This is a genomic window from Streptomyces sp. NPDC046881, from assembly GCF_040645015.1.
Classification (GTDB): Bacteria; Actinomycetota; Actinomycetes; order Streptomycetales; family Streptomycetaceae; genus Streptomyces.
Genome location: NZ_JBEYXJ010000061.1, coordinates 23,802 through 50,265 on the forward strand (window position 1 = coordinate 23,802; position 26,464 = coordinate 50,265).

Here is a 26,464-nt window from a genome sequence, read left to right on the forward strand (position 1 = left end):
GCCAGGACGGTACAGCCGACGCACACCGCGGGCCTGACCCCGGCGCCCGCGACGGGCTGGCCGAACGCGGCAGGGACGGGCCAGGCCGCCGGCTGACCCCGCGTCAGCGCGCTGCCCGGAGGCGGACGTCAGAGGGCCAGCAACAGGGCGGCCAGGACGGTACAGCCGGCGCACACCGCGAGGGCGATGCCCACGCAGCGCCGGCGCAGCTCGCGGTAGCGCTGCTCGTACTCCGCGCGCAGCGACACGCAGCGGGCCGCGATCCGTTCGAGGTCGCCCCTGGCCCGCATGAGGCTGTCGGCGACGTACCGCTGCTCGATCTGCTCCCGCTGTGCCGTCGTCAGCCATTCCAGGGGGCCGGTGAAATCCCGGGCGCGCCGCTCGGCCTCCGCGACCCGGGCCTGCCACAGCAGGTAGCCCTCCACCTCGTTGCCGAGGTCCCCGCCGGCGCCTGCTCCCTGCTTGGGCGGACCGCTCACCCGTGGCCCCGCCGGTCGGCCGGGAGCGCGTAGCCCTCCTGTTCCCGCATCGCGATGTCCGGGTGGTGCAGGTCGAACGCCGGGGACTCGCTGCGGACCCGCGGCAGGGTGACGAAGTTGTGCCGCGGCGGCGGGCAGGAGGTCGCCCACTCCAGGGAGCGGCCGTAGCCCCACGGGTCGTCCACGCCGACCGGCTTGCCGTACTTGGCCGTCTTCCACACGTTGTAGAGGAACGGCAGCATGGACAGGCCGAGCAGGAAGGAGCTGATGGTCGAGATCGTGTTCAGCGCGGTGAAGCCGTCGACGGCGAGATAGTCGGCGTACCGGCGCGGCATGCCCTCGGCGCCCAGCCAGTGCTGGACCAGGAAGGTGCCGTGGAAGCCGATGAACAGCGTCCAGAAGGTGATCTTGCCGAGGCGCTCGTCCAGCATCTTGCCGGTGAACTTGGGCCACCAGAAGTGGAAGCCGGTGAACATCGCGAAGACGACCGTGCCGAACACCACGTAGTGGAAGTGGGCCACCACGAAGTAGGAGTCGGTGACGTGGAAGTCCATCGGCGGCGAGGCCAGGATGACCCCGGTCAGACCGCCGAAGAGGAAGGTGACGAGGAAGCCGGCGGCCCACAGCATCGGTGTCTCGAAGGACAGCGAGCCCTTCCACATGGTGCCGATCCAGTTGAAGAACTTCACCCCGGTAGGGACGGCGATCAGGAAGGTCATGAAGGAGAAGAACGGCAGCAGGACCCCCTGGGTGGGGTACATGTGGTGCGCCCACACCGTCACGGACAGCCCCGCGATCGCGATGGTCGCGGCGACCAGGCCCATGTAACCGAAGATCGGTTTGCGGGCGAAGACCGGAATCACCTCGGTGACGATCCCGAAGAACGGCAGGGCGATGATGTACACCTCGGGATGGCCGAAGAACCAGAAGAGGTGCTGCCACAGCAGCGCGCCGCCGTTGGACGGGTCGTACACGTGGGCGCCGAACTTGCGGTCCGCCTCCAGGGCGAACAGCGCGGCGGCCAGCACCGGGAAGGCCAGCAGGACCAGCACACCGGTCAGCAGCACGTTCCACACGAAGATCGGCATGCGGAACATGGTCATACCGGGGGCGCGCATGCAGATGATCGTGGTGATGAAGTTGACCGCGCCGAGGATGGTGCCGAAGCCGGAGAAGGCCAGACCCATGATCCACATGTCCGAACCGATCCCCGGGCTGCGGATCACGTCCGACAGCGGGGTGTAGGCGAACCAGCCGAAGTCGGCCGCGCCCTCCGGGGTCAGGAACCCGGCCACCGCGATGAGCGAGCCGAACAGGTACAGCCAGTAGGCGAACATGTTCAGCCGCGGGAACGCCACGTCGGGCGCACCGATCTGCAGCGGCATGATCCAGTTCGTGAAGCCGGCGAACAGCGGGGTGGCGAACATCAGCAGCATCACGGTGCCGTGCATCGTGAACAGCTGGTTGTACTGCTCGTTGGAGATCAGCTGCAAGCCCGGCCGGGCCAGTTCGGCCCGAAGGATCAGGGCCATCACTCCGCCGGCCAGGAAGAACCCGAACGACGTCGCCAGATAGAGCGTGCCGATCGTCTTGTGGTCGGTGGTCGTCAGCCACCTCACCATGACGTTGCCGGGCTGTTTGCGCCGGACCGGCAGCTCGTTCTCGTACGAGTCCTCGGCTGCGGCCGCACCGCCCTGGGGTTCGTTCAGGATGCTCACAAGTCGTCCGTCTCCCGATGCTCGCCGACCGCCCACGCGATGGCGTCGGTCCTCCGCCATCCTGGCCGCGCGAGGGCGGCGCGGGCATCCTGAGCGGCCGAGGCGCAGCCGTTCGGATGACGGATGCACACGTTCGGAGCAGCGGGGGGACGAACCGTGCGGCGCTCCGGGGCGTCCGGGCAGGTCGCCGTCGGTGTCGCCGGGCGCCTCGACGGGGAGGGGGCGCGGCCGCGCCCCCTCCATCGGCTAGGAGTTCGGGCACTGCCTCCACGCCATGTGGTACACCGTGCTGATGTCGCCGTCCGTGGAGTCCATGGTCATGAAGCTGACCTTGTCGGGGCTCGTGGTGCCGGCGTTGACGCGCAGCTCGGTGTTGATGTTGAAGTTGCGCAGGACCCCGCAGGGCGCCCAGACCAGCTGGGCCCAGTCGGTGGAGTCGGTGGCCTGCCAGTCGTCGTTGTAGGGGCCGCCGAAGGGGTGCGTCCTGGGCACGGTGTTCGACGAGCCCTGGAAGTAGTACGACGCCTTCTGCGTGGCCGTGGCACCCCGCTGGAGCGAGGCGAAGCCCCGGTAGTCGGCGCTGGCTATCGCGTAGGTGAAGCCCTGCGGGACGTGGACCACCAGGTTGAGCTGGCAGTTCTTGCGGAAGGCCGTGGGGTCGGAGTTGCCGCCGGCCTGGGCCAGGTAGGCGCTGTAGGTCACCGTGAAGGCGGTGTTGTCCGGCGACACCGCCACGGCGGCCGTGCCGGCCGGGCAGCCCGAGCCGTTCACCGTGGCGACGTCGATGACGATCTTGTCCGGGGGCGGGTTGTCGAACGGGGACGAGGCGTGCGCGGGCAGTGCGGTGGTGAGGAGAGCGGCCACTGCGCCGCTCATGAGGAGTCCACCAGCCATGGTCTCTCCCGGGTTGTCGAGTGGGGGGTTCCGCCTCCCCCCGGACCCTTCCCGGGCGTTCGCCCTTGGAGAAGATGTGCGTCAGCTGTGAAGGAGAGAGGGAGGCGTGGGTAGCGTAGGGAGCCCCACCCGGGCCCGGGAGAGCGAACTCCGGCCATTCACACCGGGCTTTTCACGTCCTCGGGGTGCGCCCTACACGCGCTGGAGGTCCGCGGGGAGCAGCGTGCGCAGGGACGTGACGGGGTGGCCCACTTCGAGGGACCCGAGGACGCCGTTCAGGAGGGCCGCGCCGGGAACCGCGGTGGGCGGGGCGGGGCGCGGGGCGGCTTCGGCGGTGGGGGCGGCGGCCAGGAGTGCGGTGGCCAGGACGGTGACACAGGCAAGCTTCTTGATCATGGCGTGACCAACGACCGGGGCCCGCGCGGGGAAACCTCGGGTCCCCCGGCCGGCCGAGTGCCGGCCGCTACGGGTTCTCCCAGGCCGCCGGCTCCGCCGCCAGGGCGCGGACCGGTTCGGGGAGCGCGTCCGCCGCGAGGTCGGCGAGGGTGACGCCCTCCAGGATGCGGCGGACGTTGGCGCGCAGGGCGATCCACAGGGGCAGCAGGGGCTGGGCGGTACCGGTGTAGGAGAGGCCGGTCGGGCGTTCGCCGCGCACCGACACGATCGGGCCGTCGACCGCCCGGATGACGTCGGCCACGGTGATGGAGGCCGCCGTGCGGGCCAGCCGGTAGCCGCCGCCTCCGCCGCGCCTGCTCTCGACGATCCCGGCCCGGCGCAGGTCGCCGAGGATCCCTTCCAGAAACTTGTGCGGGATGTCCTGCACGGCGGCGATTTCCTCTGCCTTCACCGGGCCGTTACCCTGCCGTACGGCCAGCTCCAGTACCGCCCGTACCGCGTAATCCGCCCGTGCCGAGATCCTCATGGGTCCATTGTGGGGCGTGGGCACGGGGAGAATGGCCGGACCGCGCCCCCGTAAGATCGCCCGGGAGGATCCACCTTGGCGCTCAGCAGACGTACCTTCAGTGCCCTGGCCGGCTCGGCCGCGCTCGGGCTCGCCCTGGGCGGCAGCGGCGGCCCCGGCGCGCCGTCGGCGTACGCGGGCTCCAGCGCGCCGACCGGTCCGGCCCCGGCCCCGCCGCGCGCGGACGGCCGGCGGCACACCATCGGGTACGACCGCTACTCGCTGCTCGTGGACGGGCGGCGGCTGGTGCTGTGGTCCGGCGAGATGCACCCGTTCCGGCTGCCGAGCCCGTCCCTGTGGCGGGACGTGCTGCAGAAGATGCGGGCGCACGGCTTCAACGCCGTCAGCATCTACGTGGCCTGGAACTACCACTCCCCCGCGCCCGGCCGGTACGACTTCACGGGCGTGCGGGACCTGGACCTGTTCCTGCGGACGGCCGCCGAGACCGGCCTGTACGTCGTCCTGCGGCCCGGCCCCTACATCAACGCCGAGGTGGACGGCGGCGGTTTCCCGGGCTGGCTGACGGCGACGAAGGGCACGGCCCGCACCGACGACCCGGCCTATCTGGCGCACGTCGACGAGTGGCTGACCCGGGTGAACCGGATCGTCCGCCGGCACCTGTTCACGCAGGGCACCGGCACGGTCCTGCTGTACCAGATCGAGAACGAGTACGACGCCCACGTGGCCGAGGCCACCGGCCGGAACTACATGGCCCACCTGTACCGGAAGGTGCGGGCCGACGGGATCGACGTACCGCTGTTCCACAACGACAAGGGGCGCAACGGCTACTGGACCCCCGGGTCGTTCGACACCGGCGGCGAGCGGGGCGGCTGGCTGTACGGCTTCGACGGGTATCCGTCGCCGTCCCAGACCCCGCCGGACTGGGGGCACTACGGTCCCGGCGGCGCGAAGGGCGGGGCCACCGCCTCGCCGTCCACGCCCGGGTTCGTGCCCGAGTTCGGGGGCGGCTGGTTCGATCCGTGGGGCGGGGCCTGGTTCGACGGCAAGGGGTACGCCGAGTCGCGGCGCACCCGGGACGCCGCGTACGAGCGCCGGTTCTACCTGACCAACCTCGCCAACGGCCTCACCCTGCACAACGTGTACATGACCTTCGGCGGCACCTCGTGGGGCTGGCTGCCCGCGCCGGTCGTCTACACGTCGTACGACTACGGCGCCGCCATCGACGAGGCCCGCAACGTCACGGACAAGATGGCGCCGATGCACCAGCTGGGGCACCTGCTCCAGCGGGTGCCCGACTTCGCCAAGCTGGACCGGGCGGCGGACGTGACCGCCGAGGGGCTGAAGGTCTACCACCTGACCAACCCCGACACCGGCAGCCATGTGTACGTCGCCCGCAACGACGGCACGGACCCGGTCACCACCGACCTGCCGACCGAGGCCGGCGACGTGCCCGTCACCGTGCCCGGCAAGGACGCCACGCTGGTCACCACCGGGCTGCCGCTGGGCAGGCGCACCCTGAAGTACGCCACCGCCTCGCCCATGACGGTCCTGACCGCCGGCCGGCAGGACATCGCGGTGTTCGCGGGCCGGCGCGGCCAGATGGCCGAGCTGGTGCTGGACTGCCCGGTCGAGCCGTTCGTGCAGCGACTGGACGAGGAGGCCGGCTGGGCCTACGACCGGGGCGAACTCCATGTCAACGCGCCCCTCGGACAGGGTGGGCTGACCCGGGTGCTGGTGCAGAAGGGCGACACCGACACCTCGCTGCTGCTGCTCTTCGCCGACGACGCCACCGCCGTCCGCCTCTTCCCCTACGACACCCCGTCCGGGACGCTGCTCGTCTACGGCCCGGCGCTGCTGCGGCACGTGGAGCTGCGCGGCTCGGAGGTCCATCTGACCGGTGACATCACCGACCGGACCAGCATGGAGGTGTGGGGGCCGCGCGGGATCGACACCCTGGTGTGGAACGGGCAGCGGCTGGCCACCCGGGTCACCCTCTCCGGCAGCCTGATGACCACCGGCATGCTGCCGGACGTGCCCGAGGTCCGGCTGCCCGAGCTGCGCGGCTGGCGGATGCGCACGGAGAACCCGGAGGCGGGCCCGAGCTTCGACGACTCCTCGTGGCAGGTCGCCGACAAGACCACCTCCCACAGCACCACCCCCGTCCCGGACTGCCAACCGGTCCTGTTCGCCGACGACTACGGCTTCCACTACGGGGACGTCTGGTACCGGGGCACCGTCGGCGGCACCACCGGCGTCGAGGAGGTCTCGCTCGCCTACAGCACCGGCACCCAGGGCCTGCTGATGGCCTGGCTGGACGGCGAGCCGCTGGGCACGCACCGGATGCCGGTACCGGACAAGACGACGACCATCCGCAAGGGCAGCTGGGCGGAGACGGCGGTCTTCCCGGTGCGCGAGCAGCTGCGCTCCCCCGGCCGGCACGTGCTGTCGGTCCTGGTCCGGCGCATGCAGCACGACCAGGACGGCAAGGCGCTCGACACCCACAAGGCGGCGCGCGGCCTGACGGCGGTCACCTTCAAGGGCGCCTCGCCGAAGGTGCGCTGGCGCATCCAGGGCGCGGGCGCTCCCGACCCGGTGCGCGGGCCGATGAACAACGGCGGCCTGTACGGCGAGCGGAAGGGCTGGCACCTGCCCGGCTTCCGCGACCGGGACTGGGAACCGGTGAGCTTCCCGCGCGCCGCGCGGTACCAGGGCGTGACCTGGTACCGGACCACGTTCCGGCTGTCGGTGCCGGCCGACGTCGACGCCTCGCTCGGGCTGGTCCTGGACGACGACCCGTACCGTGCCTACCGCGCCCAGATCTTCCTCAACGGCTGGAACCTGGGCCAGTACATCAACAACGTCGGCCCGCAGCACACCTTCGTCCTGCCCAACGGCATCCTGCGCACCCGGGGCACCAACACCCTCGCGCTGGCGGTCCTCTCGGAGTTCACCACGCTGTCGGGCCCCGGGTCGGTGAGCCTGACCCTGCTCGGCAGGGCGACGGGCGGCGTGCCGGTCAAGCCGGTCTGATCACGCCAGCCTGATCACGTTCCAGGACAGCGGCTCCAGTACGGCGGTGAGGGTGCCGTCCGTCAGGGCGGTGCCCTCGACCGGGTGCGGGGTGACGCGTTCGGGGTCGGTCAGGGTGTTTCGGGCGTCGGGGTCGGCGTCCGCGAGCGCGCTGTGCTCGGTGACGGTGGTCGGCCCCAGTCCGTGGAGGGTGACTTCGAGGGGCAGTGCCTGGGTGCGGCTGCGGTTGACCGCGAACACGGTGACCGTGCCGTCGTCCGCGCGGACGGCGGTGGCGTGCAGCAGGTCCGTCTCGCCGTACTTCTGCGTCTCGTACGTCGGCGAGTCCACGCGGACGTCCAGCACCTGGCCCCGGCCGTACCGGGAGGCCTGCGCGAACGGGAAGAACGTGGTCTGCCGCCAGGCCGGGCCGCCGGGCTCGGTCATGATCGGGGCGATCACGTTGACGAGCTGGGCGAGGCAGGCGACGGTGACCCGGTCGGCGTGCCGGAGCAGCGCGATGAGGAGCGAGCCGAAGACGACCGCGTCGGTGACGCTGTAGTTGTCCTCCAGCAGGCGGGGCGCCTCCGGCCAGTCGGACGGGTCGATGGTCCGGGCGTGCTCCTCCCACTTCGAGAGGTACCAGACGTTCCACTCGTCGAAGGAGAGGTTGATCTTCTTCTTGGACTTCAGCCGCGCGCCCACGTGGTCGGCCGTGGCGACCACGTTCTCGATGAAGGACTCCATGTCGACGGCCGAGGCGAGGAAGGAGTCCAGGTCGCCGTCGACGGGCTCGTAGTAGGCGTGCAGCGAGATGTGGTCGACCAGCTCGTACGTCTCCTCCAGGACGGTCGCCTCCCACGCGGCGAAGGTGGGCATGGCCTGGCTGGAGGAGCCGCAGGCGACCAGTTCCACGCCGGGGTCCTGCTGGCGCATCGCGCGGGCGGTCTCGGCGGCGAGCCGTCCGTACTCCCGGGCCGTCTTGTGGCCGGTCTGCCAGGGGCCGTCCATCTCGTTGCCGAGGCACCAGAGCCGGATACCGAAGGGCTCCTTGTCGCCGTGGGCGGCGCGCAGGTCGGAGAGGGCGGTGCCGGCGGGGTGGTTGGCGTACTCCTGGAGTTCGAGGGCCTCGGCCACGCCCCTCGTCCCGAGGTTCACCGCCATCATGGGCTCGGCCCGGGGGCCGAGCTTCCTCAGGAACGCGATGTACTCGGAGAGGCCGAACCGGTTGGTCTCGGTGGAGTGCCAGGCCAGGTCCAGGCGCCGGGGGCGTTCCGCGCGGGGGCCGACCGAGTCCTCCCACCGGTATCCCGACACGAAGTTGCCGCCCGGGTAGCGGACGGCGGTGACGCCGAGTTCGCGGACCAGGTCGAGCACGTCGGTCCGCAGTCCTTCGGCGTCCGCCGTGGGATGGCCGGGCTCGTGGATGCCGGTGTAGACACAGCGGCCGAGGTGCTCCACGAAGGAGCCGAAGAGGCGGGGGTTGACCTCGCCGATGGTGAAAGCGGGGTCGAGGGTGAAGCGGGCGGTGCTCTTGCTCATGGAATCCTTCCGGCCAGGTCGTTCCATACCCTGCCCCCATCGTTCGAGATATCGGATACCGCTCGCAACTTCGAACGGGACCGTAGATTCGAAGCGCTCTCGCGTCAATGGTTCGGACACAAGCTCATAGGTGGTTCCCCGTTGAACGACGGTCGCCGGATCGCATGACGTGGGCACGCCCGGACGCGTACGCTCGGACCTGCCGCAACCGGCGGTGGGAAGGGAGACAGATGAGTTTCGGGGGTGCGCGAGCACAGGCGGTACGCCTGGCCGCCCGACTGCGGCGCTCCCGTTCCGGCTCGTCGATGCGCTCCCTGGCCGGCGACCTCGCCGCCGCCGTCCGCGCCCGTCCCGAACCACCCGACGGCGTCCGCGAGTTGTGCCGGGCGCTGTGCGAGGAGATGAGCGCGCTGCGCGGCGGACGGCCGCTGGAGCTGCGCTTCGAGCGGTTCCCGGACGAGATCGAAGTCACCGGGCTGTGGGTGGAGTTCGCCGACTTCGACCTGGTCATCGTGGAGGAACGGGCCGAGGCCGTGCAGCAACTGGTCATCCTGGGACACGAGCTGTGGCATCTGCACGCCGGGCACCGGCACCACCACCTGGCCGGGGCCGCCGCCGCCCGGGCCCTCGCCGACACGCCCGGCTGGCGGGAGGCGGCCCTCACCGTGGCGGCCCGCAACGGCTCCCGGGAGACCGACGAGGCCGAGGCCGACGACTTCGGGCACCGCCTGGCCACCCTGTTCCGGGGCCACCTGTGCGGGTCCCGCCCCTCGGCGCTGGACCCCGTCCAGCGTTCCCTCGGCTATCGCGGACGTGGAGGAACGGCGCGGTGACGCTGCTGGCGTTGAACCCCTCGGGGTTCCTCAGCGAGTTCTACATCTCCTTCTGGATCCCCACGGCCGTGCTCACCGCCGCCCTGGTGATCAAGCTGCCCACCATCATCCGGCTGTGGCGGGACCCGCTGCTGCGCGCCGTCGGCGGACTGCTGCTGCTGGCCTGCGCGGTGTTCGTGTTCTGCACCCCGTCCACCATCGCCGGGGTCAACCGGCTGACCGGCGTGCCCAACATCTCGGCGCCCTGGTGCTATTCGCTCATCACCGCGTTCTGCGGCTCCTGCCTGCTGCTCATCATCACCTGGCGCAACGGCCTGTCCGACCGCTCGGCCGCCACCCGCCGGGCGATGCGCTGGGTGATCTCGGTGTACTCCGGGGTGATCCTCGCCCTGTGGGTGCTGTTCCTGCTCGCCGACGCCCCCGAGGAACGGCTGCGGGACCTCGACACCTACTACGCCACCACGCCGTTCATGCGCGAGGAGATCCTGCTCTACCTCGTCGCGCACGCCGTGGCCTGCCTGATCACCTCCCGGCTGATCTGGAACTGGGTGCGCACCGAGGGCCTGGACGCCTGGCTGCGCTGGGGCCTGAAACTGCTGGGCGCCGGCTACGTGCTGAACCTGATCTTCGACGCGGTCAAGCTGGTCGCGGTGGTCGCCCGCTGGTTCGGCCAGGACCTGGACTGGCTCAGCACCAATCTGGCCCCGCCCGTGGCGGCCCTGTCCGCGATCCTCATCGCCGTCGGCTTCATCCTGCCGCACGCCGGCCAGTACCTGCACGACCGCTGGCGGGTCCGGCTCGCCCACCGCCAACTGCGGCCGCTGTACCGGCTGATGCGCACCGTCAGCGGCGAGGGCGTGCCGTTCGTGCTGCGGTCCACGCCCGAACTGCGGCTCACCCGGCGCGAGACGTTCATCCGGGACGTGCTGCTGCCGCTCGCCCGGCACATCGACACCGGCCTCGGCCGGCGCTCCCACGACGCCGCGCTCGCCCTCGGCCACCCGCCGGAGCGGGCCCGCGCCCTGGCCTCGGCGGTGAGCATCCTCGACGCGATCGAGACCAGGGCCCGTACGCCGGAGCCGGCCGAGCCGGCCGACGGGCCCGACACGACCTGCCTGCTCCAGGAGATCGGGGCCGTCTCCCGGGCCCTGCGCCGTCCCGACGACATCGAGGCGGTGCGCGCACGTGCGGCCGCCCCAGCAGAGAGCGTTGCCGTACATGAGTGAGCACAGACCCACCGCCGTCGTCCTCGGCGGCTCCCTCGCCGGCCTGCTCGCGGCCCGCGCCCTCGCCGACTGCGGCGCCCGGGTGACCGTGGTCGAGCGGGACGCCCTGCCCGACGGGCCCGAACCACGCAGGGGGCTGCCGCAGGCCCGGCACGTGCACCAGCTGTGGTCGGGCGGCGCGCGGGCGCTGGAGGAGCTGCTGCCCGGGGCGATCGGGCGGCTGCGCGCGGCCGGGGTGAGCCGGGTGCCGATGACGACGGACATGGTGGCGCTGTCCCCGTACGGCTGGTACCGGCGCTGGGCCGAGTCCGCGTTCATGCTGCCCGCCAGCCGGGACCTGCTGGACTGGGTGGTACGGCGGCTGGTGCTGGCCGACGGGCGGATCGAGCTGGTGGAGGGGGCCGAGGCGACGGGGCTGACGGGTACCGGCGGCGCGGTGACCGGCGTGCGGATCCGGGCCCACGACGACACCGAGCGCGCGCTGACGGCGGGGCTGGTCGTGGACGCGACCGGGCGCGGCTCGCGGGCCGCGCACTGGCTGGCCGGGCTGGGGCTGCCCGCCGTCGAGCGGCGGGAGGTCGACTCCGGGCTGGTGTACGCCAGCCGCCTCTACCGGGCGCCCCGGGCGGCCCGGGCCGGCTTCCCGATCGTCAACATCGAACCCGATCCCCGGGGCGCAGGCTCCGGGCGCGGGGGCGTGCTCATGCCGGTGGAGGACGGCCGGTGGATCGTCACGCTCTTCGGCGGGCGCGGCGACGAACCGCCCGCCGACGCGGGCGGGTTCGAGCGGTACGCCCGCGAGGAGCTGCGGCATCCGCTGATCGGGGAGCTGCTGGGCGGGGGCGCGGAGCCGCTGGGCGAGGTCGCGGTCACGCGGTCGACGGCGAACCGGCGGCACTTCTTCGAGCGGATGCCGGTGTGGCCGGAGAACCTCGTGGTCCTCGGTGACGCGGTGTGCGCGCTGAACCCGGTGTACGGCCACGGGATGGCGGTGGCCGCGCGGTCGGCGTCGGCCGTGCGGGACGTGGTACGGCGCCGGGGGCCGGGGAGCCGGGGGCTGGCCCGGGAGGCGCAGAAAGCGGTCGGGCGGACGGTCCGGGCGGCGTGGGACCTGGCCGTCGGGGCGGACGTCTTCTATCCCGGCGCGACCGAGCAGGGGCCGACGCTGCGGGACCGGGTGCTGGCCGCGTACGTCGGCCGCCTGCTGCGGACCGCCACCGGCAACGGCCGCATCGCCCGCCGGGTCACCGACGTGACGGCGCTGGAGCGGGGGGCGGAGGCGCTGCTGGCGCCGAGTGTGGTGGTGGCGGCGGTGGCGGGGCCCCTGAAGCCCCCGCTGACCGCACCGCCGCTCACCTCTGCCGAGCGGACGGCCGCGGGGCTCGGGTAGGGGGTGGCCCGCCCGGTCCGCGGGGTGCGGGCGCGCGGTGGTCGCTCGCGCGGTTGCCCGCGTCCCGGGGGAACCGCGCCCGCCGTGGGCGACACGGCACCGCCCCCCTGCCGCCCTGTCCGGGTCAGCCCGCGAACGCCGGCTGGGGCAGGCCCTCGCCCGCGTTCGGGATCACCAGCAGGGAGCCCGCCAGGGGGTCGGGGGACGGCAGGCCCGTGCGGGCCGTGGTGACGTAGAGGTCGGTCAGGCCGGGGCCGCCGAAGGCGCAGGCCGTGGTGCGCGGGGTCGGCAGGGTGACGACCCGGTCCAGCTCGCCGGCCGGGGTGTAGCGGCGTACCGCTCCGCCGTCCCACAGCGCCACCCACACGCAGCCCTCCGCGTCGACCGTGAGGCCGTCCGGGAAGCCCGCGCCCTCCTCGATCCGCACCAGCGGGCGGCGGCCCCGGATGCCGTCGGCGTCGAAGTCGAAGACGTCCACGCGCCGGGTCGGGGAGTCGACGTAGTACATGAGGCGGCCGTCGGGGCTCCAGCCGGTGCCGTTGCTGACCGTGGCGTCGGGCAGCACGGTCACCACCGCCCCGTCCCCGGTCAGCCGGGACAGCGTGCCGCCGCCCGGCGCCTCGTCGTACCGCATGGTGCCCGCCCAGAGGGAGCCGTCGGGCGCCACGGCCGCGTCGTTCGCGCGGCGCCCGGGCACCGGCTCGTGGTGCAGCCAGCGGAATCCGCCGTCGGGGTCCAGCAGTCCGACGCCGTCCCGCAGGTTCAGCACCAGGCCGCCGCCCGCCCGGGGCTTGGCCGCGCCGATGTGCTGGGGTGTCGTACGGACCGTGCGGCGGCCGGACACCGGGTCGTAGGTGTGCAGCCGCATGCCCAGGATGTCCAGCCAGATCAGCCGGCCCGTCGCCGGGTCCCAGGTCGGACCCTCGCCGAGCGTCGCCTCCGCCCGCACCGCGACCTCGTACGCCGTCACACCGCGCTCCGGTGGCCCAGCCGCTCCGACAGCTCCCCCGCGCCCTTGACGGCGAGCTGCTCCAGCTCGGCCCGGCGCTCCTCGCTCCAGCGGATCATCGGCACGGAGATGGACAGCGCGGCCACGACCTGCCCGGTGCGGTCGCGGACCGGCGCGGCCACGCAGGAGACGTCCGGGTTGGACTCGCGGTTCTCCACGGCGATCCCGCGCCGCCGGATGTCCGCCAGGGCCTCGCGCAGGGCGGCCGGGTCGGTGATGCTGTTCGGGGTCATCGCGGCCAGTGCGGAGCCGTCGGGGATCCGGGAGGTCAGCTCCGGCTCGGGCAGCGAGGCCAGCAGCATCTTGCCGACGGAGGTGCAGTGGGCGGGCAGCCGGCGGCCGGCGGCGGAGACCATGCGGACCGCGTGCGTGGAGTCGACCTTGGCGATGTAGATGACGTCGGTGCCCTCCAGGATGGCCACGTGGACCGTCTCGTCGCAGGTCTCGGCGACCGAGCGGGCCACCTGCTGGCCCTCGGCGGCGAGGTCGAGCTGCTCGGCGTAGCGGCTGCCGAGCTGGTACGGGCGTACGCCGAGCCGGTACCGTCCGGGCTGTCCGGGCACCTGCACGATGTACGACCGTGCGGCGAGCGTGGTGACCAGCTCGTGGACGGTGGTGCGCGGCAGCTGGAGCCTGCGCACGATGTCGGGGGCGGAGAGCGTCCCGTCCCCGTCGAGGAACAGCTCAAGAATGTCGAGAGCCCGGGTCACGGCAGGCACGAGGCGTCCCACGTCCGGCCCCCTCCCTTGGATCTAAGCGCCCGTTCGAGATTTCAACAGGCGATCGTCATGACGAACACAGGCTAGTCATGGCGGGTGGCGCGGGCAATGGGTCGGGAGACGGACCCGTGGGCACGGGCACCATGGAGGCCATGGATCTCGACTTCCAGCTGGTGCTGCTGCGCCGCATGGCCGACCACAACCCGGACCTGGTCGACGAGGCCCGGCGGCGGCTCGGGGCGTCGGCCGCGGACATGCGGGAGGCCAACAGGCGGTGGCAGGCCATGGTCCGTTCGCCGCGGGCCCGTGGTGCCGCCTCCCGGTACCGCTCGGTCCTCGGCGAACCCGAGTCCGTCGTGCCCCGCCGCCTCGGCGACGTCGACTGCGAGGCCCGGCGGTGGGCGCTGCCGCTCTGGCCGGGGCTGCGCTTCGAGGTGCTGGTCGGACCGGACGGCGGGGTGTGGAACGAGTGGCTGGTGCGGGCCCCCGGCGCGCCGGCCCCGCGGCTGCGCACCCTGGAGGACCTGACGCCCTGGTCCTGCACGGTGGACGAGGCCGCGCGCGCCTTCCCGCCGGCCCGCCCGCTGGAGGGCACCGCGCCCACCCGGTGGGGCCTGGCCCTCACCGCCCCCGACCGGCAGGGCGTACGGCACGAGCTGGTCGCCGAGTTCACCTGGGGGCTGCTCCAGCGGACGGCCGTCGTCGCCTGAGCCCGCCGGCCGGCGGGCGCGGGTGCCCTCAGTCCGGCAGGGCCGCCGCCGGGCCCCCGGCCGCCGCGAGGATCTCCTTGGTCACCCGCGGCAGCGAGTCCGGGTGCAGCCGGAGGAACAGGTTCGGTTCCACCAGTTCCAGTTCCATCAGGCGGGGTTCGCCGTCGTCGCCGTCGACCAGGTCGACGCGGGCGTACAGCAGGCCGGACGCGCCGGGCACGGCCGCCAACGCCTTCTCGGCGACAGCGAGTTCGGCGTCGGTGGGCCGCCAGCGCTCCAGGCCGGGGTGGGGCACCTTGTCGGCGTCGAACGGGGTGCCGGGCGACAGGACGGCGCCCTTGCGGCTGGCGTGCAACAGCCGCCCGCCGAAGAACTGCAGCGCCCGCTCGCCGCGCACGTCGATGCCCGGCATGTACGGCTGCACCATCGCGGTGAAGCCCTCCGCGTGCATGCGCGCCAGGTGCCGTACCGCGGTGTCGTGTTCGGCGGGCGTGTAGCGGGCGGCGAACCGGGCGCCCGCGCCCGAGGTCGGCTTGATCACGAACTCGTGGCCCGCGGGCAGGGCGGCCGGCTCGCCCGGCGGTACGTAGCGGGTGGGGACGGTGGGGACACCGGCCGCGGCCAGCTCCCCGAGATAGCGCTTGTCGGCGTTCCAGCGCACCACGTGCGCCGGATTCGCCAGCCGGGTCAGCGCGCCGACCCGGTCCACCCAGGCCCCGAACTCCGCGGCCCGCCAACTGTAGTCCCAGGTCGAGCGGATGACGACGAGGTCGTACCCGGCCCAGTCCACCGCCGGGTCGTCCCAGTGCCGGGCCTCCGCCTCGGCACCGGCGTCCGCGAGCGCCCGCACCAGCACCGGCAGATCGGCGTCCCTGCTCGGCTCGGTTCCGGGGTCGTAGGTGGCGAGGGCTATCCGGGGCACGGCGGGGCTCCCTGTCGTACGGCGGTTCGGTGGTCGGTGCGGCTGCGAGGCTAACAAGCACCGTGGCACCGGGCGCCGGGATCGGGCAGGATCACGGCCATGGCCCTTGCCGGAACGGACGCCCACACCGCCGAGCCCCGGCTGCCGCCCCTGGTGCGCACCGCCCTGTCGGCCGCCCGGGCCCGGGGGTTCCCCCACTCGTGCCGGCCCGAACAGGGGCGTCTGCTGTACGCGTTGGCGGGTGGCGCGCGGCTGCGCATCGGGGAGACCGGGACCGGTCTGGGCGTCGGCCTGGCCTGGCTGGCGTCCGGGGCGTCGGCGGGCATGCGGCTGTACAGCGTGGAGCGGGACCCGGAGCGGGCGCGGTGCGCGGCCGAGGTGTTCGCCGGCCGGCCCGAGGTCACCGTACTCACCGGCGACTGGCGGCGGATCGAGGAGTACGGCCCCTTCGACCTGCTCGTCCTCGACGGCGGCGGGCAGGGCAAGGCGCCCGGGGACCCGCCCGCCGACGTGCAGCGGCTGCTGGTGCCCGGCGGGACGGTCGTCGTGGACGACTTCACACCGGCGGCCGGCCGGCCCCCGCTGCACGAGGGCGTGCCCGACCGGGCGCGGCTGCACTGGCTGGAGCATCCCGCGCTGCGGGCGGTCGAGCTGCGGCTCGCGGCCGACCTGAGCACGGTCGTCGGGACGCGGCTCCTGGTGTAGGAAGGGTGCTGTCGTCCCCGGCAGTCGGCACCGTCGACAGTAAGGAGCACGCCGCGTGTCCTCTCTCTTCCCCGCCCTGGCGGACGGTCCGGCCGAGCGCAGCGAGACGGGGGTCTCCCCGGACGAGGTCCGGGGGAGGGTCGCCCTGCGGTTCGGGCCACGGACCCTGACGTACGGCGAACTCGCGGGCGCCGCGGGCGCCCTGGCCGCCCGGATCGGCCGGGCCGGCCGGGTCGCGGTGTGGGCCACGCCGGAGCTGGAGACCGCCGTCGCGGTGACCGGTGCGCTGGTCGCCGGGGTGGCCGCGGTGCCGCTCAACCCCAAGTCGGGCGAGAAGGAGCTGGCGCACATCCTGTCCGACAGCGCGCCGTCGCTCGTCCTCGCCGCCCCCGGCGCGGAACTTCCCCCGGTCTTCGGCGACTTGCCCCGTGTCGACGTCGACGCATCCGCCGCCGGCGCCCTTCCCGGGGAGTCGGCCGCGGACGGGGACCCGGCACTGGTCGTCTACACCTCCGGCACCACCGGTCCGCCCAAGGGCGCGGTCCTCCCCCGCCGGGCCCTCGCCACCACCCTGGACGCGCTCGCCGACGCCTGGCAGTGGACCGGGGACGACGTGCTGGTGCACGGGCTGCCGCTGTTCCATGTGCACGGTCTCGTGCTGGGCGTCCTGGGCCCGCTGCGGCGCGGCGGCTCGGTGCGGCACCTGGGGCGGTTCTCGCCCGAGGGCGTGGCCCGCGAGCTGAACTCCGGCGCGACCATGATGTTCGGGGTGCCCACGATGTACCACCGGATCGCGGAGGCGCTGCCCGGCGACCCGGAGCTGGCCAAGGCGCTCGCCGGGGCCCGGCTGCTGGTCTCCGGCTCGGCCGCGCTGCCGGTGCACGACCACGAGCGGATCGCGGCGGCCACCGGGCGCCGGGTGATCGAGCGGTACGGCATGACGGAGACGCTGATGAACACCGCCGTGCGGGCCGACGGGGAGGCCCGGCCCGGCACGGTCGGGGTGCCGCTGCCGGGCGTGGAGCTGCGGCTGGTGGAGGAGGACGGCACCGAGATCGGCGCGTACGACGGGGAGAGCGTCGGCGAGATCCAGGTGCGCGGCCCCAACCTGTTCAGCGAGTACCTGAACCGGCCCGACGCCACCGCCGCCGCGTTCACCGCCGACGGCTGGTTCCGCACCGGGGACATGGCCGTGCGCGAGCCCGACGGCTACGTCCGCATCGTCGGGCGCAAGGCCACCGACCTGATCAAGAGCGGTGGTTACAAGATCGGGGCCGGTGAGATCGAGAACGCGCTGCTGGAGCATCCGGGGGTGCGGGAGGCCGCGGTCACCGGGGAGCCGGACGCGGATCTGGGCGAGCGGATCGTGGCCTGGATCGTCCCGGCGGACCCGGCGTCGCCGCCCGGCGCCGAGGAGTTGGCCGGCCATGTGGCCCGGCGGCTCGCCCCGCACAAGCGCCCGCGCGTCGTCCGCTACCTGGAGGAACTGCCCCGCAACGACATGGGGAAGATCATGAAGCGGGCGCTCGGCGATGTCTGAGCGGCTGTCGGCGCGGGAGATGCTGGCGCTGGTCGCGGACGCGGACAGCTTCCGTGAACTCCCCGCGCCGGAGGGGGAGTCCCCGCCCGACGGCCCCCTCGGCTGGCAGGGCTACGACGCCTCCCGCGCCCGGGCCGCCGCACGCACCGGCGAGCAGGAGTCGGTCGTCTGCGGCACCGCGAGCGTCGAGGGCACCCGGGTCGTACTGGTCTCCTTCGAGTTCGGCTTCCTCGGCGGCTCGCTGGGCCGGCGCACCGGGGACCGGCTGGAGGCGGCGTACGCCCACGCCCGCCGGCACCGGCTCCCGGTCGTGCCGCTGATCGCGACCGGGGGCAGCCGGATGCAGGAGGGCATGCTCGCGCTCACCCAGCTCCAGCGGGTGGCCCGCCAGTCCGCGCTCACCCGCGAGGCCGGCCTGCCCCAGATAGCGGTCCTGCGCGACCCGACCACCGGCGGCGGCTGGGCCACCCTCGGCGCCGGCGCGGACGTCGTCCTCGCCCTTCCCGCCGCCCAGGTGGGCTTCGCCGGCTCCCGGGTCCGCCCGCCCGGCACCGACCCGACCGCGTACACGGCGGAATCCCAGCTGGCGGTGGGCTCGGCGGACGCGGTGGTGCACCCGACCGAACTGAAGCAGACCCTGGGCACGTGGCTCGGCCTGCTGGCGGGGCGGGAGACGGGGGCCGGGGCCGCACCGGCGCACTCGCGCCGGGTCGAACCCGCCCCCGTGCCGTCCGCGCTCGGCTCGGCCGGGGTGCCCGGCAGCGGGTGGGAGGCCGTGGTGCGGGCCCGGGCGGCCGAGCGGCCGAGGGCGCGGGCGTATCTGGACGCCTATTTCCGGCGGCGAGTGCTGATCAGCGGGGACCGGTGCGGCGGGGTCGATGCCGACGGGATGCTGTGCGGGTTCGGCGAACGGGACGGCCGTACCGTGGCGTACGCGGCGCAGACCGGGGCGGCGACCCGGCCCGCCGGGTACCGGACCGCAGCCCGGCTGATCCGGCTGGCGGACCGGCTCGGCATCCCCGTGCTGACGCTGGTGGACACCCCGGGTGCCGCGAACGACGCCGAGGCGGAGCGGCAGGGCGCCGGCGCGGCGATCGCCGAGGTGTTCGGCGCGGTGGCCGCCGCCCGGGTGCCGATCACCACCCTCGTCATCGGCGAGGGCGGCTCCGGCGGCGCCCTCGCGCTGGCCGCGCCCGGCAACACCTGGGCCACCCCGGACAGTTACTTCTCGGTGATCGCCCCGGAGCTGGCGGCCGCCATCCTCAAACGCCCGCCGCAGGAGGTGGAGGCGACCGCGGACCAGCTCCGCATCCGCCCGCAGGACCTGGTGGAGCTGGGGGTGGTCCGGGGCATCGTCTGAGCGCCCCCGGAGCGCTAGGGCTTAGCGGACCGCCGCCGCCCGTACGATCTCCTGTGTCACCGATCCCCCCGTGTCGTCCCGGGCCGAGGCCCGCAAGGACACGGACGACGCGCCGCGCGGCACGGTCAGCGTGCCGTGCCAGGAGGCGCCCCGGCCGGCGCGCAGCGGGACCGTCCGCCAGGTCGTGCCGTCGTCGTACGACACCTCCAGCCGTCCGCCGCCGAGACGCCCGGTCCCGGACGCCCCCGCCACGTACGCGGCGCCCAGCGCGACCGGTGTCCGCCGCCCCGCGCGCACCGCACCGGCGAGGTCGGTGTCGAGGGTGTAGGCGAGGTTGATCAGCGGCAGGTACGTCCAGTGGTCCTCGGGGGTGGCCGCCGAGCGGAAGGTCCACTCGGTGTGGCCCCGGGTGGCGAGCGGCCAGCGGGCGGCGTCCAGCGCGGTGTCGGTGACGACCCGGTACGCGTGCTCGTCGGCGGGCGCGTCCCGGACATAGACGGCGGGCCCCTTCTGCCGGTCGGCCGGGGTGCCGTCCACGGAGACGGCCGTGGTCTGGCTCATGCCGCTGTCCTCGCTCCACACGTCGCCGAAGCCGGTGTGGTCGGGCCCGGAGTCGCCCCAGCCGGGCACGTTCAAACGGATCTGGTTCCCGGCGCGTTGCTGGCCCCAGCCGAGCCCGGTGCCCGGCCACGGGTGCCACACCGGCCGGAACCAGTTCAGCACCGGCCGGGTTCCGCCGGTGTAGCGGACGAGCCCGCCGCGCTCCTCCAGCGCGCCGCCCGCGGTGGTGACGGACTCGTGCCACAGCTGGCCGGGGCCGGTGGAGACGTAGTCCGTGCGCACGGCGGGCAGGGCGACGCGCTCCTGGAAGCCGAGGCCGATCGGGAAGGCACCGGTGATCGAGTACCGGAACTCGCCGCCCTGCTGGGGCCGGGGAGCGTGGAACCTCACGTGCACGGCGGCCAGTTCGCGGCCCCGGGGCGCGTAGGTGAGGTCGCGGTCCGGGATCGCGCCCCGGTGGCCGTCGGAGAGGTCGTACACGTACGGGGAGTCGGCGGTGCCGGTCATGTCGACCCGGCCCGCCGCCCGGAGGCGTGCCGCGTCCGCGCCGTTCACGGTGGCGATCTGCAGCGGCCGGTCGGCGTTGTCGTCGGTGCCCCACCAGGCCATCAGCCGGCCGGGCGCGTCGTCCGTCACGAACAGGGCCTCGGCGCCCGCGTCCTGCGCGGCGCGGGCGAGCGCGGCCGGGTCGGCGCCGTCGGCGAGGCGGGCGAGCACGGCCTTGCCGGACACCCCGGTGACGGGTCCGTCGCCCACGTCCACCAGCGGCAGCCGGGTGCGGCCCTCGACGAGGGTGCCGCCGGGCTGGACGGTGGCCTCGCCGACGCCCCTGACCTCCAGCCGCGGCTTGGCCAGCCGCCACACGGTCCGGTACTCGAAGCCGCCCCGCGCGACCTTCGGGGTGGGCGCGGCAAAGACGCTGTCGTAGGCGAGGGGCACCTGGACCGCGCCGAACAGGTCGGCGCCGCCGGCCTTCCGGTCGTACTCCACGAGGAGCTGGCGGGTCTCGGTGCGCCGGTCCACCCGGGCGGCGACCTCCCGCAGCGCACGGCCGTCCAGGGTGACCTCGCGGTCCCGGTCGAGGGTGATCTCGGGGGCGGCGAGGAAACCGAGGCCGAGGGAGTCGGCGCCGTGGCTGCCGTGCACGTCGAGGAAGGAGGCGAGGCAGTAGGTGCCCGGCCGCAGGCGCAGCCGGAGCGTGCCGGAGTCGCCGACGTGGGCGGGCTCGGCGTCCGCGCCCTCGGCGAGCCGCTGCACGGTGAGGTCGGCGGCGGCGGGCGCGCCCGACCGGTCCTTGACGTGGACGGTGAGGGTGTACCGCTCCTCCTCCTTGACCAGCCCGAACACGGTGTGCGCGACGGTGTCGCCGGCCGGGTCGGTGGCCACGATCCGTCCGCTGGTCCGGCCCACCGGTGCCTTCGAGCCGTGGCCGGTGACGGTGGTGGCGGCGGTGCCGTGGGCGGGGACGGTGAGGAGGTCGTCGGCGAGGGTGGCGACGCCGTCCGGGGCGCCCCGCACCGAGAGCCTCAACCGCACCGGCGCGTCGGACCGGTTGGTGTAGGTGAGGGTGCGGGTGACCGGCCGGCCGGCGCCGTAGGGCCAGCGGAGGAAGCCGAGGTCGGCGCTGCCGGTGGCGGTGACCGTCGCGCGCACCGCGTCCGGCACGCTCACCCGGCCCGCGCCCAAGAGGTAGGCGGAGGCGTCCAGTTGCCGGGAGGTGGACATCAGCGCGTCCTTCAGCCGGGCGCCGGTCCAGTCGGGATGCCGCTCGGCGAGCAGCGCCGCGACACCCGCGACCTGCGGGGTGGCCATGGACGTACCGCTCATGGAGGTGTAGTAGCCGGTGCCCGGCGTGAGTTGGGAGCGGGCGGCGAGGACGTCGACGCCGGGGGCGGAGAGGTCGGGCTTCAGGGCGTTGTCGCCGTACCGGGGGCCGGCGGAGGTGAAGGAGGCGGGCTGGTCGGCGGCGTCCACCGCGCCGACGGTGAGCGCGGCGTCGGCGGCGCCGGGCGAGCCGATGGAGGAGGGGGCGCCGGTGTTGCCGGCGGCGGCGACGAACAGCGCGCCGGTCTCCGCGGAGAGGGTGTCGACCGCCTGCGCCATGGGGTCGGTGCCGTCGCTGGGCTCCGTCGACCCCAGGCTCATGGAGACGATCCGGGCGTGCACGTCCCGGGCCGCCCACTCCATGCCGGCGATGATCTGGGACTCGCTGCCCGCGCCCTGGTCGTTGAGCACCTTGCCTACGGCGAGGTCCGCGCCGGGCGCGACCCCCTTCTCCCTGCCGCCGGAGGCGGCGCCGCTGCCGCCCACGGTGGAGGTGACGTGGGTGCCGTGGCCGTCGCGGTCGGCGACCTCCTCCCCGTCGACGAAGCTCCGGCCGGCGCTCACCCGGCCCGCCAGGTCGGGGTGGCCGAGGTCGGCGCCGGTGTCCAGGACGGCGACCGTGACGCCCTTGCCGGTCAGTCCGGCGTCCCAGGCCGCGGCGGTGCCGATCTGGGCGTTGCTGGCGGCCAGTTCGGCCCTCACCCGCCCGTCGAGCCAGACCGTGCGGATGCCGGGCGTCCGGGTGAACGACCGCCAGAACGTCCGGCCCCTGCCGGCCGCCACGGCGGTCCCGCGCACACTGGGCAGCGCCCGGGTGCGCTCGGCACCGGCCGGGACCGCGGCGCGTACGCCCTCGTCGTAGGTCACGATCAGCGGCAGCGCGTCGGACTCGGCGTCGGTGAACCCCTGCCGGATCAGCCCGCCGACGTCGAACAGCCGCCGGTCCAGGGTCCCCGCGCGCAGGTACGGCAGCGCCTCGTCCGGTACGACGGTGAGGTCCCCGGCGCTGCGCTGCGTCCGTACGGCACCGGTGGCGCCCGCGGGCCGCCGGACGGTGACGGTCCGTTCGCCGTGCCCGAGGTCGGTGACGGTCACCCGGTCGCCCGTGACGAGGGTGACGGTGGTGGTGCCGTCGCCGCCGGGGGCGGGGCCGGGGGTGGGCACCGCGACCGCCGGGCCGGCCGGGAGCAGGGCGCTCACCAGCCCCGCAGCGAGCAGGGCGGCCGCGCGTCCGACTGGTCCTGTGCTCATCCACGCCTCCTCTCGTGAGTGTCGAGCGCGTCGAGTGCCCGGACGAGTGCGATGTGCCGTTGCCCATGCGGGAGTTGACCGGTACCGGCGGAAAGGCGCCAGGGCGGGTTTTCGCCAACCTCGGGGGAAATCCCGCATCACGCCGTCGGACGTGTGACTCGCGCAGCACCGTCCGTAACATGGGAGCGGATCACGGGTCGGGTACGACGGGGGAGCGAGCGCCAGGATGGACGGGTTGGTCGAGTTCAGGACCGAGGACGGTGCGCTCGTCGTCGTGGAGGGCGTCGGCACCAGATCGGGGGCCCGGCTCGTCTCGCGCGGCGACGGACCGGCGCAGGCCGCGCGCACCTTCGAGGGCGCGCTGGACGGCGTACGGGCGGCGGCGGCGGCCGCGCTGCGGGTCTTCCGGGACGGCACCCTGCGGCCCGACGCGGTGGAGATCGAGTTCGGGGTGCGGCTGTCGGCGGAGGCCGGCGCGGTGATCGCGAAGGGCTCGGCGGAGGGCCATCTGGTCGTCAAGCTCAGCTGGTCCCCGGGACAGCAGCCGGAGCAGGCCCCCGCGGGGCCGGACGGGCGGGCCGCGGCGGGGCCGGACGGGCCGGCACCGGCCGTCCCCGGCCAGACGCCACCCGGCCGGACGGCACCCGGCCGGACCACGGCCGACACGACCGCGCCGGAGGCGACCGCGGCCGATCCGGAGCCCGCCGACCGGTGATGCGCAGCGCCGCCTGGCACGCCCGGATCGCCTGTGGCGACGAGGTGGGGGCCGGATTCCTGGTGACCGGCCGCCGGGTGCTCACCTGCGCCCACGTCGTCAGGTGGAGCGACCGGGCGGCGGTGACCGTCAGCTTCCCGCACGCCCGGGAGCTGGGCGAGCTGCCCGCCTCGGTCGTCGCCCACGGCGGCTGGGCGGGCGAGGTCACCGACCCCGGGGATGTCGCCGTACTCGAACTGGACCGGGACGTCCCGCTCGCCCCGGCCGGTTTCGCGCCGCCCGACGCCGCGTGCACCGAGCCGTATCCGAAGCTGATCGCGTACGGCTTCCCCGAGGGCTACGACGAGGGCACACTCGCCGAATACCAGGCCGTTTCACCACAGTTGATCGCCGGCGAGTGGCTGGAACTGGTGGCGTGGAACGGGCACGGGCAGCCGCTCGTGGCCGGGTTCAGCGGCGCGGCGGCGACGCTGCCGGACGGCAGGGTGGCCGGCATGGTCACGGCGGCCTCGGGCTCCCCGGACGTCCGCAAGGGCCGGATGCTGCCCCTGGACGTGCTGGCCCGGTACTGGCCCGAGCTGGGCGAGCTGGTGCCCACCCCCGGCCACCGGGACGACGCCCGCCGGCGGCTGTACGGCCTGCTGCGCCGGGCCGCGGCCGACACCGGACCGGTGTGCGACCCGAACCGGCTGTACGTGGACGCGGTGGGCGCCTTCGGGCCGCCGCTGCCCGCGGGCGGCTTCCCGTCCCTGTGGGCGGCCGCCGCCTATGTGCAGTGGGAGGTCCCGGACCCGGAGGCGGTGAGCCGGTTCGCCGACCGGCTGCACGAACTGCTGGAAGGAGCCCCGGTGTCACGGCCCGCCGCGGCCCCGGAACCATCCGGCGCGGCGGCCCCGCCGGCCTGGTCCCCGGTGGTCGTCGAGATCGACCACAGCGGCGCCGGTCCCGACCAGGTCACCGTGGAGGTGTCCGCGTACCGCGACGGCCGGCGCCGTCCGGTGGGCGCCCGCCGGCTGCCGCGGAGCGCGGTGCGGGCCTACGTCCAGCAGCGCATCGACGAGGCCGTCGACCATCTCGCCCCGGACGCCGACGAGCTGGTCACGTTCGTCCTGCCGCGCGAGTGGCTCAACGAGGCCGTGGCGCACTGGGAGTGCGGCGCGGACGACAGCACGCCGCTCGGCTGCGCCTATCCGCTGGTGGTGACCGACCGCGCGCGGCACCACAGCGGCCGGCTGCGCCACCAGTTGCGCAAGAAGTGGCAGAAGCTGGACTCCGGCCGGACGCCCGAGGTGCACCGCGTCGAGTGCGGCACCCGGGAGCGCCCGCCGAGCCTGCGCAAACGACTGTGGGACGGCGAGGCCGGACTGGCGGGCTACGCGGCCCCGCCCACGGCCGTCCGGCAGCACTTCGAGGTCGGGCTCACCGTGCCCGTCCCCGTCCTGCTGTGGCCCCGGACCGGCTCCCCCTGCCCCGGGCACGAGGACGAACCCTGCCCCGGCGCGCCCGGGGAACCGCCCTGCCCCGGCACCGCGTTCCTCGACCGGCTCACCGCCGCGATCGCCGACGTACCGCCCGCCGAACTCCCGCGGCACATCCTGTCGTTGCGGCTGACCGCGGACGCCGCCGACGAACCCGACCGGCACTGGGCGAGAGATGTCCAGCTGCTCTGGGACGACCCGCGCTGCTTCCCCGAGACCACCGCGAGCCTGCACTCCCCCGTCGCCTGACCCACCGCACGACCGCCCGCCCCCACGGAGAAGAAGAGCCCATGCCCCTGTGGCCCGTCTACACCGGTACGAACGAGCCGCACGACGGCGTCGCGAAGCTGCCCCCGCCGCCGCCCTGGCGGGACTTCGACGGCGGGCCGGTGCTGTCCGCGCCGGACGCGGCCGCCGACACCTCCGCCGTCTCCCCCGACCGCACCCACCGCGCCGAGACGTACCAGGCCACCCCGGAGACGGTCCAGCTGGTCAACGCGGCCCTGTACCTGCGCCGTCCGCTGCTGGTCACCGGCCCGCCCGGCACCGGCAAGTCCTCCCTGGTGTACGCGGTCGCCCGTGAGCTGCGGCTCGGCCCGGTGCTGCGCTGGAACATCACCAGCCGCAGCACCCTCCACGACGGGCTCTACCAGTACGACCCGCTCTCCCGGCTGTACGCGGCCCGGCAGGAGGCCGCCCGGCAGGAGCGGGAGCGGGGCACCGGCGACCGGTCGGGCATCGAGCACCACCTGCGCCTGGGCCCGCTCGGCACCGCGCTGCTCCCCTACGAGCGCCCCCGCGCCCTGCTCATCGACGAGATCGACAAGAGCGACCTCGACCTGCCCAACGACCTGCTGAACGTGCTGGAGGAGGGCCAGTACGAGATCCCCGAGCTGGTGCGCGCCGCGCGGCTCACCCCGGACGGCGTCGCCGAGGTGCTGGCCGACGGCACCGACGAGCGGGTCCCGGTGGCCCGCGGCCGGGTCCGCTGCCGGGCGTTCCCCTTCGTCGTCCTCACCAGCAACGGCGAGCGCGAGTTCCCGCCCGCCTTCCTGCGCCGCTGCGTCACGCTGCACCTGCGGCAGCCGGACGACCGGCACCTGGCCGAGATCGTCCGCGCCCACCTGGGCGAACCGGACGCCCACGCGCGGAGCCTGATCGAGCGTTTCCTGGCCCGGTCGGGCGTCGGCGACCTGGCCACCGACCAGCTCCTCAACGCGATCTACCTGGCCCGCTCCGCCGACCTGGACGCCGAGTCCCTCGACCGGCTGGCGGAGCAGCTGATGCCGTACCTGGGGCAGAGCGCGCAGACCGATGTCTTCTGAACCCGCCGAGCCCGGCGCGCCCCCCGGCGCCCCGGATCCCGTCGCCCGCCTGGCCGACATCCTGGCCGAGGCGGCCGACGGCGTGCGTCCGACCCCGCGGGAACTGGCCGAACTGCTGTGGCTGGCCCGGCACATGGAGTCCGGCGCCGACGGGTCCGGCACCGACGGGCCCGACGCCGACGACGGCACCGGCTGCGACACCGCCGCCGGGCAGGCGGCCCCGGCACCCGGAGCACCCCCGCCCCCCGCGGGCGGGCCGGGGGCGGGCCCCGCCCCCCCCCCCCCCCCCCCCCCCCCCCCCCCCCCCCCCCCCCCCCGCCCCCCCCCCCGCA

General features: G+C 74.4%; 20 protein-coding genes and 1 pseudogene. 11 read left to right on the plus strand and 10 right to left on the minus strand.

Annotated elements, in window-relative coordinates; all coding sequences use genetic code 11:
* Positions 1-128: 128 nt before the first annotated feature.
* The 5 genes from ABZ923_RS25800 to ABZ923_RS25820 all read right to left on the minus strand — a co-directional run bounded on the left by ABZ923_RS25800 (position 129) and on the right by ABZ923_RS25820 (position 4,013).
* Positions 129-479 carry a cytochrome C oxidase subunit I gene (locus ABZ923_RS25800; protein ID WP_361475887.1) on the minus strand — a complete coding sequence of 117 codons (351 nt, stop codon included), beginning with the start codon at positions 477-479 and terminating at the stop codon, positions 129-131.
* Positions 476-2,197: a cytochrome c oxidase subunit I gene (gene ctaD, locus ABZ923_RS25805; protein WP_361475889.1), complete on the minus strand. Its 1,722-nt coding sequence runs from the start codon at positions 2,195-2,197 to the stop codon at positions 476-478. The genes ABZ923_RS25800 and ctaD overlap by 4 nt, the downstream gene beginning before the upstream one ends.
* A 246-nt stretch (positions 2,198-2,443) precedes the next feature.
* Positions 2,444-3,091, minus strand: coding sequence for a DUF4360 domain-containing protein (locus ABZ923_RS25810; RefSeq protein ID WP_361475891.1), 648 nt, complete (start codon positions 3,089-3,091; stop codon positions 2,444-2,446).
* Positions 3,092-3,283: 192 nt separating this feature from the next.
* A complete protein-coding gene (locus tag ABZ923_RS25815; protein ID WP_361475893.1) occupies positions 3,284-3,487 on the minus strand; it encodes a hypothetical protein in 204 nt (67 codons plus the stop codon).
* Between the two features lie 67 nt (positions 3,488-3,554).
* Positions 3,555-4,013 (minus strand): Rrf2 family transcriptional regulator, encoded by a 459-nt coding sequence (locus ABZ923_RS25820; protein WP_361475895.1) that lies wholly within the window; start codon positions 4,011-4,013, stop codon positions 3,555-3,557.
* Positions 4,014-4,088: 75 nt separating this feature from the next.
* Here ABZ923_RS25820 and ABZ923_RS25825 point away from each other — a divergent pair, with 75 nt between their 5' ends.
* Positions 4,089-7,043, plus strand: coding sequence for a beta-galactosidase (locus ABZ923_RS25825; protein ID WP_361475897.1), 2,955 nt, complete (start codon positions 4,089-4,091; stop codon positions 7,041-7,043).
* On the opposite strand, the gene ABZ923_RS25830 is transcribed toward ABZ923_RS25825, so the two are convergent.
* On the minus strand, positions 7,044-8,564 hold the full coding sequence (locus ABZ923_RS25830) for an alpha-N-arabinofuranosidase (RefSeq protein WP_361475899.1): 1,521 nt from the start codon (positions 8,562-8,564) through the stop codon (positions 7,044-7,046).
* 230 nt (positions 8,565-8,794) lie between these two features.
* On the opposite strand from ABZ923_RS25830, the gene ABZ923_RS25835 reads away from it, so the two are divergent.
* The 3 genes from ABZ923_RS25835 to ABZ923_RS25845 are packed head-to-tail and all read left to right on the plus strand — an operon-like array spanning position 8,795 to position 12,013.
* Positions 8,795-9,397 (plus strand): toxin-antitoxin system, toxin component family protein, encoded by a 603-nt coding sequence (locus ABZ923_RS25835; RefSeq protein ID WP_361475901.1) that lies wholly within the window; start codon positions 8,795-8,797, stop codon positions 9,395-9,397.
* Positions 9,394-10,623 carry an MAB_1171c family putative transporter gene (locus ABZ923_RS25840; RefSeq protein ID WP_361475903.1) on the plus strand — a complete coding sequence of 410 codons (1,230 nt, stop codon included), beginning with the start codon at positions 9,394-9,396 and terminating at the stop codon, positions 10,621-10,623. Before ABZ923_RS25835 ends, ABZ923_RS25840 begins: the two co-directional genes overlap by 4 nt.
* Positions 10,616-12,013, plus strand: coding sequence for an FAD-dependent oxidoreductase (locus ABZ923_RS25845; RefSeq protein ID WP_361475905.1), 1,398 nt, complete (start codon positions 10,616-10,618; stop codon positions 12,011-12,013). Before ABZ923_RS25840 ends, ABZ923_RS25845 begins: the two co-directional genes overlap by 8 nt.
* A 124-nt stretch (positions 12,014-12,137) precedes the next feature.
* Here the strand turns inward: ABZ923_RS25845 and ABZ923_RS25850 are convergent, their stop codons facing one another.
* Both ABZ923_RS25850 and ABZ923_RS25855 read right to left on the minus strand, forming a co-directional pair.
* Positions 12,138-12,983 carry an SMP-30/gluconolactonase/LRE family protein gene (locus ABZ923_RS25850; RefSeq protein WP_361475907.1) on the minus strand — a complete coding sequence of 282 codons (846 nt, stop codon included), beginning with the start codon at positions 12,981-12,983 and terminating at the stop codon, positions 12,138-12,140.
* Positions 12,980-13,753: an IclR family transcriptional regulator gene (locus tag ABZ923_RS25855; RefSeq protein WP_361475909.1), complete on the minus strand. Its 774-nt coding sequence runs from the start codon at positions 13,751-13,753 to the stop codon at positions 12,980-12,982. Before ABZ923_RS25855 ends, ABZ923_RS25850 begins: the two co-directional genes overlap by 4 nt.
* Positions 13,754-13,884: 131 nt before the next feature.
* On the opposite strand from ABZ923_RS25855, the gene ABZ923_RS25860 reads away from it, so the two are divergent.
* Complete coding sequence (locus ABZ923_RS25860; RefSeq protein WP_361475923.1) at positions 13,885-14,451, plus strand: hypothetical protein; 567 nt, start codon at positions 13,885-13,887, stop codon at positions 14,449-14,451.
* 28 nt (positions 14,452-14,479) lie between these two features.
* On the opposite strand, the gene ABZ923_RS25865 is transcribed toward ABZ923_RS25860, so the two are convergent.
* Complete coding sequence (locus tag ABZ923_RS25865; RefSeq protein ID WP_361475911.1) at positions 14,480-15,373, minus strand: hypothetical protein; 894 nt, start codon at positions 15,371-15,373, stop codon at positions 14,480-14,482.
* 99 nt (positions 15,374-15,472) lie between these two features.
* On the opposite strand from ABZ923_RS25865, the gene ABZ923_RS25870 reads away from it, so the two are divergent.
* From ABZ923_RS25870 to ABZ923_RS25880, 3 genes are read left to right on the plus strand one after another with little or no spacing between them, the layout of a single operon-like run.
* On the plus strand, positions 15,473-16,078 hold the full coding sequence (locus tag ABZ923_RS25870; protein ID WP_361475913.1) for a class I SAM-dependent methyltransferase: 606 nt from the start codon (positions 15,473-15,475) through the stop codon (positions 16,076-16,078).
* 55 nt (positions 16,079-16,133) lie between these two features.
* Positions 16,134-17,618 carry an acyl-CoA synthetase gene (locus tag ABZ923_RS25875; RefSeq protein ID WP_361475915.1) on the plus strand — a complete coding sequence of 495 codons (1,485 nt, stop codon included), beginning with the start codon at positions 16,134-16,136 and terminating at the stop codon, positions 17,616-17,618.
* On the plus strand, positions 17,611-18,978 hold the full coding sequence (locus ABZ923_RS25880) for a carboxyl transferase domain-containing protein (protein ID WP_361475917.1): 1,368 nt from the start codon (positions 17,611-17,613) through the stop codon (positions 18,976-18,978). Before ABZ923_RS25875 ends, ABZ923_RS25880 begins: the two co-directional genes overlap by 8 nt.
* Positions 18,979-18,999: 21 nt before the next feature.
* On the opposite strand, the gene ABZ923_RS25885 is transcribed toward ABZ923_RS25880, so the two are convergent.
* Positions 19,000-22,614, minus strand: a complete 3,615-nt coding sequence (locus ABZ923_RS25885) for a S8 family serine peptidase (RefSeq protein ID WP_361475919.1) — start codon at positions 22,612-22,614, stop codon at positions 19,000-19,002.
* Positions 22,615-22,840: 226 nt separating this feature from the next.
* Between ABZ923_RS25885 and ABZ923_RS25890 the strand changes: the two are divergent.
* The 3 genes and pseudogenes from ABZ923_RS25890 to ABZ923_RS25900 all read left to right on the plus strand — a co-directional run.
* Positions 22,841-23,149 (plus strand): annotated as a pseudogene (locus tag ABZ923_RS25890) (CU044_2847 family protein); the annotation flags it as partial.
* Between the two features lie 179 nt (positions 23,150-23,328).
* Complete coding sequence (locus ABZ923_RS25895; protein WP_361475925.1) at positions 23,329-25,056, plus strand: trypsin-like peptidase domain-containing protein; 1,728 nt, start codon at positions 23,329-23,331, stop codon at positions 25,054-25,056.
* A gap of 41 nt (positions 25,057-25,097) precedes the next feature.
* Complete coding sequence (locus ABZ923_RS25900) at positions 25,098-26,132, plus strand: MoxR family ATPase (protein ID WP_361475921.1); 1,035 nt, start codon at positions 25,098-25,100, stop codon at positions 26,130-26,132.
* Positions 26,133-26,464: the final 332 nt, after the last annotated feature.

Excerpts from the sequence above, each read along its gene's own strand:
- ABZ923_RS25895 (WP_361475925.1), top strand. The coding sequence starts at position 23,329 with ATGCGCAGCGCCGCCTGGCACGCCCGGATCGCCTGTGGCGACGAGGTG.
- ABZ923_RS25845 (WP_361475905.1), top strand. The coding sequence starts at position 10,616 with ATGAGTGAGCACAGACCCACCGCCGTCGTCCTCGGCGGCTCCCTCGCC.
- ABZ923_RS25885 (WP_361475919.1), bottom strand. The coding sequence starts at position 22,614 with ATGAGCACAGGACCAGTCGGACGCGCGGCCGCCCTGCTCGCTGCGGGG.
- ABZ923_RS25830 (WP_361475899.1), bottom strand. The coding sequence starts at position 8,564 with ATGAGCAAGAGCACCGCCCGCTTCACCCTCGACCCCGCTTTCACCATC.
- ABZ923_RS25870 (WP_361475913.1), top strand. The coding sequence starts at position 15,473 with ATGGCCCTTGCCGGAACGGACGCCCACACCGCCGAGCCCCGGCTGCCG.
- ABZ923_RS25815 (WP_361475893.1), bottom strand. The coding sequence starts at position 3,487 with ATGATCAAGAAGCTTGCCTGTGTCACCGTCCTGGCCACCGCACTCCTG.
- ABZ923_RS25810 (WP_361475891.1), bottom strand. The coding sequence starts at position 3,091 with ATGGCTGGTGGACTCCTCATGAGCGGCGCAGTGGCCGCTCTCCTCACC.
- ABZ923_RS25880 (WP_361475917.1), top strand. The coding sequence starts at position 17,611 with ATGTCTGAGCGGCTGTCGGCGCGGGAGATGCTGGCGCTGGTCGCGGAC.
- ABZ923_RS25860 (WP_361475923.1), top strand. The coding sequence starts at position 13,885 with ATGGAGGCCATGGATCTCGACTTCCAGCTGGTGCTGCTGCGCCGCATG.
- ABZ923_RS25820 (WP_361475895.1), bottom strand. The coding sequence starts at position 4,013 with ATGAGGATCTCGGCACGGGCGGATTACGCGGTACGGGCGGTACTGGAG.
- ABZ923_RS25900 (WP_361475921.1), top strand. The coding sequence starts at position 25,098 with ATGCCCCTGTGGCCCGTCTACACCGGTACGAACGAGCCGCACGACGGC.
- ABZ923_RS25835 (WP_361475901.1), top strand. The coding sequence starts at position 8,795 with ATGAGTTTCGGGGGTGCGCGAGCACAGGCGGTACGCCTGGCCGCCCGA.